Annotated in this window: 12 protein-coding genes; 9 read left to right on the top strand and 3 right to left on the bottom strand. The window is 61.2% G+C overall.

Annotated features, from left to right (window positions below; all coding sequences use genetic code 11):
- The first annotated feature begins 69 nt into the window (after positions 1–69).
- The 3 genes from ACIP66_RS17110 (at position 70) to trxA (ending at position 2,231) form a co-directional block, all read left to right on the top strand.
- Positions 70–534, top strand: a complete 465-nt coding sequence (locus ACIP66_RS17110) for a YbaY family lipoprotein (protein ID WP_053124259.1) — start codon at positions 70–72, stop codon at positions 532–534.
- Positions 531–1,184, top strand: a complete 654-nt coding sequence (locus ACIP66_RS17105) for a class I SAM-dependent methyltransferase (RefSeq protein WP_400649338.1) — start codon at positions 531–533, stop codon at positions 1,182–1,184. The genes ACIP66_RS17110 and ACIP66_RS17105 overlap by 4 nt, the downstream gene beginning before the upstream one ends.
- Before the next feature lie 174 nt (positions 1,185–1,358).
- Positions 1,359–2,231, top strand: a complete 873-nt coding sequence (gene trxA / locus ACIP66_RS17100) for a thioredoxin (protein ID WP_053124262.1) — start codon at positions 1,359–1,361, stop codon at positions 2,229–2,231.
- 88 nt (positions 2,232–2,319) lie between these two features.
- On the opposite strand, the gene ACIP66_RS17095 is transcribed toward trxA, so the two are convergent.
- Positions 2,320–2,679, bottom strand: a complete 360-nt coding sequence (locus ACIP66_RS17095; RefSeq protein ID WP_282353270.1) for a hypothetical protein — start codon at positions 2,677–2,679, stop codon at positions 2,320–2,322.
- A gap of 134 nt (positions 2,680–2,813) precedes the next feature.
- On the opposite strand from ACIP66_RS17095, the gene ACIP66_RS17090 reads away from it, so the two are divergent.
- The 5 genes from ACIP66_RS17090 (at position 2,814) to ACIP66_RS17070 (ending at position 6,940) form a co-directional block, all read left to right on the top strand.
- The gene (locus ACIP66_RS17090) at positions 2,814–3,407 is read left to right on the top strand and encodes a DUF2796 domain-containing protein (RefSeq protein ID WP_212546248.1); all 594 of its coding nucleotides are present in this window, start codon (positions 2,814–2,816) and stop codon (positions 3,405–3,407) included.
- 133 nt (positions 3,408–3,540) lie between these two features.
- Entirely contained in the window at positions 3,541–4,251 is a 711-nt protein-coding gene (locus ACIP66_RS17085; protein ID WP_053124268.1) for an ABC transporter ATP-binding protein, read from the top strand.
- A 1-nt stretch (position 4,252) separates the two neighbouring features.
- Positions 4,253–5,518, top strand: coding sequence for an ABC transporter permease (locus ACIP66_RS17080; protein WP_400649332.1), 1,266 nt, complete (start codon positions 4,253–4,255; stop codon positions 5,516–5,518).
- 11 nt (positions 5,519–5,529) lie between these two features.
- Positions 5,530–6,048, top strand: coding sequence for a DUF3299 domain-containing protein (locus ACIP66_RS17075; RefSeq protein WP_400649329.1), 519 nt, complete (start codon positions 5,530–5,532; stop codon positions 6,046–6,048).
- A 193-nt stretch (positions 6,049–6,241) separates the two neighbouring features.
- Entirely contained in the window at positions 6,242–6,940 is a 699-nt protein-coding gene (locus ACIP66_RS17070; protein WP_053124272.1) for an OmpW family protein, read from the top strand.
- A 357-nt stretch (positions 6,941–7,297) separates the two neighbouring features.
- Here ACIP66_RS17070 and ACIP66_RS17065 read toward each other — a convergent pair whose 3' ends face one another.
- Entirely contained in the window at positions 7,298–8,230 is a 933-nt protein-coding gene (locus ACIP66_RS17065; RefSeq protein ID WP_212551339.1) for an NAD-dependent epimerase/dehydratase family protein, read from the bottom strand.
- On the bottom strand, positions 8,223–9,107 hold the full coding sequence (locus tag ACIP66_RS17060; RefSeq protein WP_201231465.1) for a sugar nucleotide-binding protein: 885 nt from the start codon (positions 9,105–9,107) through the stop codon (positions 8,223–8,225). The genes ACIP66_RS17065 and ACIP66_RS17060 overlap by 8 nt, the downstream gene beginning before the upstream one ends.
- 279 nt (positions 9,108–9,386) lie before the next feature.
- Here ACIP66_RS17060 and ACIP66_RS17055 point away from each other — a divergent pair, with 279 nt between their 5' ends.
- On the top strand, positions 9,387–13,673 hold the full coding sequence (locus tag ACIP66_RS17055) for a DEAD/DEAH box helicase (RefSeq protein WP_400649325.1): 4,287 nt from the start codon (positions 9,387–9,389) through the stop codon (positions 13,671–13,673).
- Positions 13,674–13,713: the final 40 nt, after the last annotated feature.

Raw genomic sequence — 13,713 nt, 5'->3', positions numbered from 1 at the left:
CATAGGGTTTGCGGTATACAGAACGGCATGATCGTTTGATCCATGGATTTCATTTTGCCGGAGCCTCCAATGCCGTTACGTCCGCTCGTTTTGCTCAGTCTTTTCAGCCTGCTGGTGGCCTGTGGCAGCGATGCACCCAAGCCCCAGCCGCCGACTCCGGGGCCGGCGCCACAACAGGCGCAGAAAAAAGCCAAAGAAGCTGCCGAGCTCGGCCCGCTGCCGGCTTATCAACGTGAACTGAGCGGCACCCTGCAAGGCGTGCCGGCCGGCGCCGAAGTCGAACTGGCGCTGCTGGTGATCGATGAAAAGGATCGCCCGCAACAATTGCTCGCCAGTTCCAGCCTGATCGGCAACAACCAGATCCTGCCGTTCCGCCTGCGCTTCAACCCGGACGCTTTCCCGGCCGGTGCGCGGGTTGAGCTGCGTGGCCGCGCCAGCCAGTCCGGCCAGTTGATCCTGCATTTGCCTTCGCAAACCATCAGCCAGCCGACCACTCAGGCGTTGGGCCAACTGCAATTTGTCAAAGCACCATGACGGCACCGCTCGACCTGCAACAGGCGTTAGGTGAATTGCTCGGCGACGCCAGACTCAAGGTCTGCGCGTTGCCCGACACCGATTTGCAGCTATGGCTGATCGATGGCGACAACATGGATCGCCAATTCAGCCAAGAAGAAATCCAGCGAATTCTGCATGAGCCGCCGTACTGGGGATTCTGTTGGGCCAGCGGTTTGGCGGTGGCGCGTTATCTGGCGGAGTTTCCCGAGTGGGTGCGCGGCAAACGCGTGCTGGATTTCGGCGCTGGCTCGGGGATTGCCGGGATTGCGGCGGTGAAGGCCGGGGCACTGGAGGTGGTGGCGTGCGATCTCGATCCACTGGCGATTTCCGCCTGCCGGGCGAACGCCGCGTTGAATGATGTCGAGATGGGTTATTCGACGGATTTCTTTGCCGAGGCCGACCGCTTTGATCTGATTCTGGTGGCGGACGTGTTGTATGACCGGGCGAATCTGCCGTTGCTCGATGCGTTTTTGAGCCGTGGCCGTGAGGCGTTGGTGGCGGATTCGCGGGTGCGGGATTTTCGCCATCCGTTGTATCCGCGCATTGAAATGCTTGAGGCGATGACCTTGCCGGATCTCGCGGAGCCTGAGGAATTTCGGCATGTCAGCCTTTACCATGCGCGGCGTTAATTAAAAGCTTCGCGGGCAAGCCTTGCTCCTACAGGTCAGCGGTGATCCTTGTAGGAGCAAGGCTTGCCCGCGAAGAGGCCCTGCCAGACAACACACCTCCAAGATCTGCCCCGCTTCCGGCCACCCCCCGCCAAGCCGTATAGTTGCCCCATCCACGCTTTGACGAGATCCCCCATGAGTGAGCAAACGCCGTACATCTTCGACGCCACGACGGCCGATTTCGACCAGTCGGTGATCGAGGCTTCTTTCAGCAAACCGGTGCTGGTGGATTTCTGGGCCGAATGGTGTGCGCCGTGCAAGGCGCTGATGCCGATGCTGCAAACCATTGCCGAGAGTTACCAGGGCGAGTTGCTGCTGGCCAAGGTCAACTGCGACATCGAGCAGGACATCGTCGCCCGTTTCGGCATTCGCAGCCTGCCGACCGTGGTGCTGTTCAAGGACGGTCAACCGGTCGACGGTTTTGCCGGTGCGCAACCGGAATCCGCCGTGCGTGCCCTGCTTGAGCCGCATGTGCAGATGCCACCGCCGGCCGAAGCCGATCCATTCGAACAGGCTCAAGCGTTGTTCGATGACGGCCGTTATGCCGATGCCGAAGCGGCGCTGGTGGTGATGCTCAATGAAGACAACACCAACGCCAAAGCGCTGATTCTCTATGCGCGTTGCCTGACTGAACGCGGTGAGCTGGGCGAAGCGCAGACCGTGCTGGATGCGGTCAAAAGCGACGAGCACAAAGCCGCGCTGGCCGGGGCCAAGGCGCAGATCAAGTTTCTCGGTCTGGCGCGTGATCTGCCGGATGCGGCTGACTTGAAAGCCCGTTTGGCGAAAGATCCGCAGGACGATGAGGCGGTGTATCAACTGGCGATCCAGCAACTGGCGCGTCAGCAGTACGAAGCCGCGCTGGAGGCGATGCTCAAGCTGTTTATCCGCAATCGCAATTATGCCGAAGGGTTGCCGCACAAGACGTTGCTGCAGGTGTTTGAGTTGCTGGGCAACGATCATCCATTGGTCAGCGTTTACCGCCGTAAGATGTTTGCTGCCCTTTATTAAAATCAAAAGATCGCAGCCTTCGGCAGCTCCTACATTGGGATCGTGTACATCCCTGTAGGAGCTGCCGCAGGCTGCGATCTTTTGCGATTCACTCGATCCAGCTGTAAAGCGGCGTATCCCCGCCACTCACCACTTTCACGTCCGAACTGTGGCGCAAACGCACCAGCAAGCGCTTGCCCGCCACCGCGCTGCCGGTCAGCCCTTCAAGCTGATCAAGCAGATCCGGCCCGCTGAGTTGCCCGGCCTTGCGCAACAGATCCCGCGCCACCTGCCACAACGCATCATCCTGATTCAGCGTTTTCGCCGCTGGCGCCGACGTGGCCACTTCAGGCTGCGCCGTCTGCGCTTGCCCATTCAGGGCCGAGCCGAGCCGTGCCCAGTCGCTGTCATCCAGTTCCACCGTCAAATCCACCGGCAGGTCACCGACGGTTCCGCGTATCCGCAACATTGAGTTCGCTCCTGCACTTTTCTGACCTGCATGCTCCCACGGGACTTGTGCAACGCCAAGCGCACGGGCAAACTCTGCGGACTTTCGTTATAAGATTACATAACAAACTCTTCACTTTACTCCCGGAGTTCGCCATGCGCCGTCTGCTGCTCGCTTTGCCGTTTGCCCTGTTGCCGCTGGCCGTCGCCCATGCTGCCGATGAGCACGACCACGATCATGAACACGGCAGCCTCGGCGCACATGAGCACGGTGTCGGTCGCCTGAACGCCGCGCTCGACGGTCAGACCCTTGAACTGGAGCTGGAAAGCCCGGCGATGAACCTCGTGGGTTTCGAACACCTCGCGACCACGGATGCCGATAAAGCCAAAGTCGCCGCCGCTCGTGCGCAACTGGAGAAACCGCTGGCGCTGTTCAGTCTGCCAGCCGCTGCCGGTTGCAAAGTCGTCGGTCAGGAACTCGAGAGCCCGTTGTTTGGCGACAAACCGGATGCCGACGATCATGACGAAGATGAAGCGGACAAGGACGGTCACGAACATCACCACGACCACAGCGAAATCCACGCGCACTACCAGATCAAGTGCGCAACGCCCGGCGCGTTGAAGACATTGGATCTGGCGAACATCTTCAATACCTTCCCGGCGACCCAGAAAATTCAGGTACAACTGATCAGCGCGAGCGGCCAGCAAGGTGCTGAAGTGACGGCCAAGGCTGCCTCCCTGAAATTCTGATCACACCGAAAATCCCCCTGTAGGAGCTGCCGAAGGCTGCGATCTTTTGATCTTGCTTTAAGAAGATCAGGATCAAAAGATCGCAGCCTTCGGCAGCTCCTACAGGGCTATGAAAACTCATGATATTGGTGCCATGACCCAAGCACTCATCGAACTGTCCGACCTGGGCTTCAGTTGGCCCGGTCACCCGCCGTTGCTGGACATCCCGGCGTTTCGTCTGGAACCGGGCGAAACCCTGTTTCTCAAAGGCCCGAGCGGCAGCGGCAAAACCACCCTGCTCGGCCTGCTCGGCGGTGTGCAGAAACCTGATCGCGGCAGCATTCGTTTGCTCGGCCAGGAACTGACCGAACTCTCCGCCGGCGCCCGCGACACCTTCCGCGTCGATCACACCGGCTACATTTTTCAGCAGTTCAACTTGCTGCCGTTTCTCTCGGTGCGCGAGAACGTTGAGCTGCCATGCCACTTCTCCAAACTGCGTGCGCAACGGGCGAAACAGCGTCACGGCAGCGTCGACCAGGCCGCCGCGACCTTACTCGCCCACTTGGGTCTGAAGGATGAAAGCATTCTCAGCCGTCGCGCTGATTCGTTGTCGATTGGTCAGCAACAACGTGTGGCCGCCGCGCGTGCCTTGATCGGTCAGCCCGAACTGGTAATCGCCGACGAACCGACCTCGGCGCTGGATTACGACGCCCGGGAAAACTTCATTCGTCTGTTATTCGCCGAGTGCCGCGAAGCCGGATCGAGTCTGCTGTTCGTCAGCCACGATCAGAGCCTGGCGCCGTTGTTCGACCGTCATCTGTCCCTGGCCGAACTCAATCGCGCCGCCACGTCTGCCGAGGTCTGAGATGTATCTGTTTCGTCTGGCCATGGCCAGCCTGGCTAACCGCCGCTTTACCGCCCTCCTCACCGCGTTCGCGATTGCCTTGTCAGTGTGCCTGCTGCTCGCTGTTGAACGGGTGCGCACCGAAGCCAAAGCCAGTTTCGCCAGCACCATCAGCGGCACCGACCTGATTGTCGGCGCGCGCTCCGGTTCGGTGAATCTGTTGCTGTACTCGGTGTTCCGCATTGGCAACGCCACCAACAACATTCGCTGGGACAGCTTCGAACACTTCGCCAACAACCCGAAAGTGAAGTGGGCGATCCCGATGTCCCTCGGCGACTCCCATCGCGGCTATCGCGTGATGGGCACCACTGAAGCGTATTTCGAGCACTACCAGTACGGTCGCAAGCAGCATCTGCAACTGGCCGACGGTCGTGCGTTTGCCACCGATCCGTTTGAAGTGGTGCTCGGTGCTGAAGTCGCCGATGCACTGCATTACAAACTCGGCGACCAACTGGTGCTGGCCCACGGAGTGGCGGCGATCAGTCTGGTCAAACACGACGACAAACCGTTCACCGTGGTCGGCATTCTCAAGCGCACCGGCACCCCGGTCGATCGCACGTTGCACATCAGCCTCGGTGGCATGGAGGCGATTCACATCGACTGGCACAACGGCGTGCCGGCACGTGGCAATGGCCGAATCACGGCGGATCAGGCGCGCAACATGGATCTGACGCCGCAAGCGATCACCGCGTTTATGCTCGGTCTCAACAGCAAGATTTCCACTTTTGCGCTGCAACGCGAGATCAACGAATTCCGTGGCGAACCGATGCTGGCGATCCTGCCGGGCGTGGCATTGCAGGAGTTGTGGAGCCTGATGAGCACCGCTGAAAAAGCCTTGTTCGTGGTTTCGCTGTTCGTCGTGCTGACCGGTTTGATCGGCATGCTCACGGCGATTCTCACCAGCCTCAACGAGCGTCGCCGCGAGATGGCGATTCTGCGTTCGGTCGGTGCGCGGCCGTGGCACATCGCGAGTCTGCTGGTGCTGGAAGCGTTCGCTCTGGCGCTGACCGGGGTGATCGCCGGCGTTGCGTTGCTGTACATCGGCATCGCCGCTGCGCAGGGTTACGTGCAGGCCAATTACGGTTTGTTTCTGCCGCTGGCGTGGCCGAGCGAGTATGAATGGACGCTGCTCGGTGGCATTCTGGCGGCCGCGCTGCTGATGGGCAGCGTGCCGGCCTGGCGCGCTTATCGCCAATCGTTGGCCGATGGCCTGTCGATCCGTTTATGAGGATGTTCACCATGCCCCGCGCCGTACTTGCGCTGCTGTTGCTGGTTGCCCTGCCCGTGTGGGCCGCAGGGCCGAAAGACCTGACATGGTCGGAAATGATCCCGCCGGACGCCGCGCCGGAAGTGCCGAACATGACCCCGCTGCACGACATGTCGAAAATGAGCGATGCGCTGTCGGCGGAGTCGGCGCCAGCGGCGAAGCAGGACATGCCGAATGCGCCGGTGGTGCAGTCGCTCTACGGTCAGACTATTCGACTGCCGGGTTACATCGTGCCGCTGGAAGTCAATGAAGAGGGGCGCACCACGGACTTCTTGCTGGTGCCGTATTTCGGCGCGTGCATCCATGTGCCGCCACCGCCGTCGAACCAGATCGTGCATGTGAAAAGCGAGTTGGGTGTGAAGCTGGATGAGCTGTATCAGCCGTACTGGATCGAGGGGCCGTTGCAGGTCAAGGCGTCGAGCAGCGAGCTGGCGGATGCCGGGTATCAGATGGAGGCGGACAAGATTTATGTGTATGAGCTGCCGGAGTAAATCCCGGTAGTTTCAAGATCAAAAGATCGCAGCCTTCGGCAGCGCCTACAGGGGATCATGTTTCTCTGTAGGAGCTGCCGAAGGCTGCGATCTTTTGCGGACTTCACTGTTTCATTGAGCTGCGTCAAAAGACCGTATCAGTTGGCTTCGTATCATAGGACATCAGAAATTTTTAACGTCCTTTGGAGCCCCCATGAACAAGTCCTTGCTCAGCGCTTCGTTGTTTGCCCTCGCGCTCGCAGCCCCGCTCGCCCACGCCCACGATGCCGGTGACATTATCGTTCGCGCCGGTGCAATCACCGTCAACCCGAAGGCCGACAGCTCCAGCGTCAAGGTCGATCAGGGTCCGCTGAGCGGCGCCAACCTGGGCGGCAAGGCGACCATGAGCAGCGACACCCAATTGGGTCTCAACTTCGCTTACATGATCACCAACAACATCGGTATCGAGTTGCTGGCGGCCTCGCCGTTCGAACATGACGTGAAGCTCAAAAACACAGCCCTGCCAGCAGCCAACGGCAAACTCGGCACCCTGAAACACCTGCCGCCGACCCTTAGCGTCGTCTACTACCCGCTGGATTCGAAGTCGGCCTTCCAACCGTATGTGGGCGGCGGCATCAACTACACCTGGATCTATGACGAACACGTCGGCAGCGAAGCGCAGACTGCAGGCTTCAGCAACTTCAAGGCGAAAAACTCTTGGGGTCTGGCGTGGCAGGTCGGTGCCGATTACATGCTGACTGACAAGGTGATGATCAACGCCCAAGTGCGTTATATCGACATCGATACTCGCGCGACTGTGGAGAACAACGCGGTGGCGCCGGGTACTCGGGCACGGGTGAATGTGGATGTCGATCCGTTTGTGTACATGGTGGGGTTGGGCTACAAGTTCTAAGGAACATTCGCGTGGTGGTGGATGAGGCTTGGTGGTGGGCAGACTTGAATCTGAAGGCGACTGCCAGTTAGTTGATCGGGGGATAAATCCCCTCGCCACAAGGGATAGCGGTACATTCCGGCCGTGTAAAAGGCGCCTGTTGAAGGGCGCCTTTTTCATGTCTGCTGGAATTGTTGGGTGGCTGAAATCCAACCCCCTCACCCCAGCCCTCTCCCTCTGGGAGAGGGGGAAAGGGAGCCGATCTTCATGTTTTTCAAAACCTGAGTTCGACTCGGTATTTCACGTCGGCGCAACTCGACCATCCACCGCAATCAGTCCCCTCTCCCTCCGGGAGAGGGCTAGGGTGAGGGGCTCTTCTCAGGAACGCCCCAACAACCGCGCCAACCCCACACTCATCGGCGTCTGCTCCGGCAGCTTAAACCGCGCCAGCAAGCGCTGATTATTCGCCCGCGAATGCCGAATATCCCCCGACCGCGCCGGCCCGTAGCTGATCGGCGGCAACTCACCCACCACCGTCTGCAACGCCGCGAGCATCTGCTTGAGGTTCATCGACTGATTCCAGCCAACATTCACCGCGCCCGCTTCCACTTCAGGCTTTTCAATCGCCTGCACCAGCACGTCGACCAGATCCTCGACATAAAGGAAATCCCGCGTCTGCTCACCATCACCAAACACGGTGATCGGCAACCCTTTCTGCGCGCGCTCACTGAAGATGCTGATCACCCCGGAGTACGGCGAGGACGGATCCTGGCGCGGGCCGAAAATGTTGAAGAAGCGAAAAATCGCCGGTTCCAGACCGTGCTGGCGGCGATAGAAATCGAAGTAATGCTCACCGGCCAATTTGTCCGAGGCATACGGTGTCAGCGGTGCTTTCGGCGTGTCTTCATCAATCGACTCGCCCTCACCATTGTTGCCGTACACCGCCGCGCTGGAGGCGAACAGCACACGTTTAACCCCGGCCTGACGCATGGCTTCGCAGACATTCAGCGTGCCAATGAAATTGCTCTGGTGCGTCTTCACCGGATCATCCACCGAAGCCTGCACCGAGGCCACAGCGGCCAGATGCGCCACGGCGCTGCAACCCTGCATCGCCTGAGCGACCAGCGCCGCATCGGCAACATCGCCGACAACCAGTTCAACCTTAGGATTGTCCAGCGGCAGGTTGGCGCGCTTACCGGTCGACAGGTCATCGAGAATCCGCACCGAATGGCCCTTGGCGAGCAAGGCATCGGTCAGGTGCGAGCCGATGAAACCGGCGCCGCCGGTGATTAAAACAGGGCCTTCAGCCATGACGATAAAACCTATCCAGTAAAGCCGGGAGCGCGGCACGCCAGGCGCGCGGCTTGATCCCGAAAGTGTGCAGAATTTTCTTGCAGGCCAGCACCGCGTGTTGCGGTTCTTCGGCAGCGTCCGGGCGCGCGGCGTGAGCCTGAGCGGTCGGCGCTTCGATGGCCAGGGCGTGCAGGCTGCGCGCTTCGGTCAGAATCGCCTGACCCAGCGCCAGCGGCGTGGTCGCCTCGTGGCCGGCGTAATGATAAGTGCCCCACAGCGGCGCCGCGCAATCGAGTTGCTTGAGCACCGAGATGATCACCCGCGCAGCGTCGTCGACCGGGGTCGGATTGCCACGGCGATCATCGGCCAGCAGCAATTCTTCCGGTTGCTCGGCGCGGGCGAGGAAACGGCCGAGGGTGCCGTCGGCGCTGTCATCGAGCAGCCAGCCGAAACGCAGCAACACATGCTGCGGGCAAGTCGCGCGAACGCTCTGTTCGATACGCCACAACGCCTGACCGCGCAGGCCCAGCGGCACTGGTTCATCTTTTTCGCTGTAAGCGGTGGCGCGCGAGCCGTCGAACACCCGATAACTGGAGGGCTGCACGAGGACGATGTTGTGGTGCTGGCACAATTCGGCCAGACGCTCGATCGCGCGCTCCTGCCCGGCCATACGGCTTTCGCTGACCGTTTCGGCCTGGAACCAGTCGAAATAGTAGGCGAGGTTGATCAACGCATCGGGACGGGTGTCGTCGAGCAATTGGGTCAGGCTCGCGGCATCCCAGCCGTTTTCGGGCGGGCGGGGGGCGAGGAAACCGATGTCTTCCTCTGCACCGAGGCGAATCAGCGCCTGCCCAAGGGCATTTCCGCCGCCCAGTAACATAAGGCGCATTCGCATAGAGTCAGCAGGCCCAGTCTGATTGGAACGATGGCTTGAGCGACGGATCTTGTGGAAGCGTCGCCGATAATTGCCGGAATCGTTGCATTTTGCGGGTTTAGTGCGCAACCGTCATCCGTAAAGTGTACATCCCGGATATTTGTAGTGCCTCGACTGGCGCCATCGCGAGCAGGCTCACTCCTACAGGGGAACGCATTCCAATATGTAGGAGTGAGCCTGCTCGCGATGAGGCCCGAACGGTACTTGCATCTTCCCCCCTGCGACCGCATAACTTAAGCCATGAATCTGCCCCTCCCCGCCGACAGCGCTCTGGCAGGCTTTCACCCCGCCGTCAGCGCCTGGTTCCGCAAGACCTTCCCGACGGTCACCGCCGCCCAGGCCCGCGCATGGCCGTTGATCCGCCAGCGCCGCTCGACGCTGATCGCCGCGCCCACCGGCTCGGGCAAAACCCTCACCGCGTTCCTCGCCGTACTCGACGACCTCGTCCACCGTGGTCTGGAAAACCCCGACGGCCTGCCCGACGAAACCCTGGTGGTTTACGTCTCGCCGCTCAAAGCCCTGTCGAACGACATCCGCATCAACCTGCAAAATCCACTTGCCGGGATCACCGAACAGCTGCGGCAGATGAACCTGCCGGAAATCCACATCACCACCGCCGTGCGCACCGGCGACACCCCGCAAAAAGACCGCGCCGCCATGCGCAAAACCGCGCCGCACATTCTGGTGACCACCCCGGAATCGCTCTACGTCCTGCTCGGCTCGGAATCCGGGCGAAAAATGCTCGGCACCACGCGCACGGTGATCATCGATGAAATCCACGCCATGGCCGCCGGCAAACGCGGCAGTCACCTGGCCTTAAGCCTGGAGCGCCTGCAAGCACTGTGCGCCGAACCGCTGACCCGCATCGGCCTGTCCGCCACGCAAAAACCTGTCGAAGCCGTGGCGCAGTTCCTCGTCGGCCATGATCGCCCCTGCGAAATCATCGACATCGGTCACGCCCGGCCACGGGATCTCGGCATCGAAGTGCCGCCCGTGCCGTTGTCGGCCGTCATGGCCAACGATGTCTGGGAATTGGTCTACGACCGCCTCGCCGAACTCGCCCGCGAGCACCGCACCACACTGATTTTCGTCAACACCCGACGCCTCGCCGAACGCCTGAGCCGGCACCTCAGCGAGCGCCTCGGCAAACATGCAGTGGCGGCGCATCACGGCAGTCTGGCCAAGGAGTTTCGTCTCGACGCCGAACAACGCCTCAAGCGTGGCGAGTTGCAGGTGTTGATCGCCACCGCTTCGCTGGAACTGGGCATCGATATCGGCGAAGTCGATCTGGTCTGTCAGATCGCTTCACCGCGCTCCATCGCCGGGTTTCTACAAAGGGTCGGTCGCTCTGGGCACCAGGTCGGCGGCACGCCCAAGGGCCGTTTGTTCGCCACTACCCGCGATGACTTGATTGAATGCGCCGCCCTGCTCGACTGCGTACGCCGTGGCGAACTCGACACCCTGCATATTCCCGTCGCGCCGCTGGATGTACTCGCCCAGCAAATCATCGCCGAAGTCAGCTGTCAGGAATGGTCAGAAGATGCCTTGCTGGCGATGTTCCGCCAAGCTTCGCCCTATCGCGACCTCGACGAAAAACACTATCAAGCCCTGCTGAGCATGCTCGCCGAAGGCTACAACGGTCGCCAAGGCATTCGCAGCGCCTACCTGCACCGCGACGCCGTCAGCCGCACTTTGCGTGGCCGCCGTGGTGCGAAACTCGCTGCCGTGACCAGCGGCGGCACCATTCCCGACAACGCCGATTACAGCGTGATGCTTGAGCCGCAAGGCCTGAACATCGGCAGCGTCAACGAAGACTTCGCCGTGGAAAGCATTGCCGGCGATGTGTTCCAGCTCGGCAATACCTCCTACCGCATCCTCCGTGTGGAAACCGGCAAAGTACGGGTCGAGGATGCCCACGGCCAGCCGCCGACCATTCCGTTCTGGCTCGGCGAAGCACCGGGGCGCAGCGATGAACTGTCGTTCGCCGTGGCGCGCCTGCAATCGCACCTCGACACGTTGCTTGGCGCCAGCCCCGGAGACTTGCAACCAGCCCTCGACTGGCTGACGCAGACCCTCGGCCTCAACCGCGCCAGCGCCGAACAACTGGTCGAATACCTTGCCCGCGCCCGGCAAACCCTCGGCGCCCTGCCCTCGCAGGACACGCTGTTGATGGAGCGATTTTTCGACGAATCCGGCGGCACGCAACTGATCATCCATTCACCGTTCGGCAGCCGCATCAACCGCGCCTGGGGTTTGGCCCTGCGCAAGCGTTTCTGCCGTACGTTCAATTTCGAATTGCAGGCAGCGGCCAGCGAGGACGCCATCGTCCTATCGCTGTCCACCAGCCACAGCTTTGAACTGGATGAGATCTGGCGTTACCTGCACAGCAACAGCGCTGAGCAGATCCTCATTCAAGCGGTGCTCGATGCGCCGCTGTTCGGCGTGCGCTGGCGCTGGAATGCCGGGGTGGCATTGGCGCTGCCGCGTTTTACCGGAGGGCGCAAAGTCGCGCCGCAGTTGCAGCGAATGAAAAGCGAAGACCTGATTGCCAGCGTGTTTCCCGATCAGATTGCCTGCCTGGAAAATCTCGCTGGTGAACGCGAAATTCCTGAGCATCCGTTGATTGAGCAAACCCTCGACGACTGCCTGCACGAGGCGATGGACTGCGAAGGCTGGCTCAATCTGCTGCGACGCATGGAGCGTGGCGAGGTGCGTTTGATCAGCCGCGATTTGCCGGCGCCCTCACCGCTCGCGGCGGAAATTCTCAGTGCGCGGCCGTACGCCTTTCTCGACGATGCACCGCTGGAAGAACGTCGTACCCAAGCGGTGATCAACCGGCGCTGGAGTGATCCGCAATCGACCGACGATCTCGGTGCGCTGGATGCGGACGCGATTAACGCTGTACGCGAAGAAGCCTGGCCGTCGCCAAACGCTGTCGATGAAATGCACGAGGCGTTGATGAGTCTGGCGTGTATCAGCGAGGCTGAAGTGCGAGCGAACGAAGGCTGGCGTGGATGGCTGGACACGTTGGCCGGCAGCGGTCGCGCCTGCCGATTGCAGGTCGATCCCGAACATTGTTTATGGCTGGCCCGCGAACGCCTGAGCTGCCTGCAAGCGCTTTATCCACAGGCCAAAGTACAACCTGAGCTGGAGGCGTTGCCGGGATTCAATGAGGTCTGGACATTCGATGAGGCGTTGGTCGAAGTAATCCGCGCGCGCCTCGGTGCGTTCGGCCCACTGCCGTTACCCGCCATAGCTGAACCGCTCGCGCTGCCAACCGCTCAAGTCAATCAAGCCCTCGCCCAACTGGAGCGTGAAGGCTACGTGCTGCGCGGCCAGTTCACGCCGAAACTGAACATCGAGGAATGGTGCGAACGGCATCTGCTCGCACGTATTCATCGCTACACGGTCAAGCGTCTGCGCCGGGAAATCGAACCGGTGGCGTTGCAGGATTTCATGCGCTTTCTGTTCGACTGGCAACATCTTTCGCCCGCGACGCGGGGTCAGGGCAGCGCCGTGTTGCCAGCGATTGTCGGCCAGTTTGAAGGTTACGCGGCGGCGGCCTCGGCGTGGGACAGCGATATTCTTCCGGCGCGTCTCAAGGATTATTCGCCGAGCTGGCTGGATGAGCTGTGCCGCAACGGCAAACTGGTGTGGACACGCCTCAGTGCCCGGCAAAAAGTCAGCGGCACGGCGTTGCGCAGCACGCCGATCGTGTTGCTGCCGCGCAGTCAGGTTGGCTTATGGAGCGCGCTGGCCGAACAGACGCCCGTGAGCGAACTCTCGCCGAAAACCCAGAAGGTCTTTGAAGCGCTTAGTCAGCACGGTGCGCTGTTTTTCGATGAGCTGATTCATGAAGCGCATTTGCTGCGCACCGAACTGGAAATCGCCTTGCAGGAACTGGTCGGCGCCGGGCTGGTGAACGCCGACAGCTTCGCCGGCCTGCGCGCGCTGATTACCCCGGCAAGCAAGCGCCAGCAGCGCAGCAGTCGGCGTGGACGCGGGGCGTTTGTTGGCGGCATGGATGATGCCGGGCGCTGGGCGTTGCTACGGCGCGGGGCGGCTGTGGATAACAGCGAAACCCTGGAGCATGTCGCCATGACCTTGCTGCGCCGTTACGGCGTGGTGTTCTGGCGCTTGCTGGAGCGTGAGGCGGATTGGCTGCCGAGTTGGCGGGAATTGCTGCGCACGTTTCATCGGCTGGAAGCACGCGGCGAGATTCGGGGCGGGCGGTTTGTCAGTGGTTTGGCGGGGGAACAGTTTGCCTTGCCCGAAGCCATTCCACTCTTGCGCGAGGTACGGCGGCGGCCGCATGACGGCAGTCTGGTGGCGGTGTGCGGGGTTGATCCGCTGAACCTGGCCGGGACGTTGTTGCCGGGGGTGAAAGTGCCGGCGCTGGTGAGCAATCGATTGGTGTATCGCGATGGGTTGCCGGCGGCGGCGGAGATTGCCGGCAAGCAGCAGTTCTGGCTGGAGCTGGATCAGATCGATATGGAGCAGCTGCGCGGCAAGCTGATCCGGCATTGAGGGTGACTGTTCTGGCCTCATCGCGAGCAGGCTCACTCCT

Source organism: Pseudomonas sp. NPDC088429, assembly GCF_044753305.1.
GTDB lineage: Bacteria > Pseudomonadota > Gammaproteobacteria > Pseudomonadales > Pseudomonadaceae > Aquipseudomonas > Aquipseudomonas rustica.
Note: the sequence above shows the minus strand (reverse complement) of the source record. Positions and strands in the feature narration are given on the sequence as shown.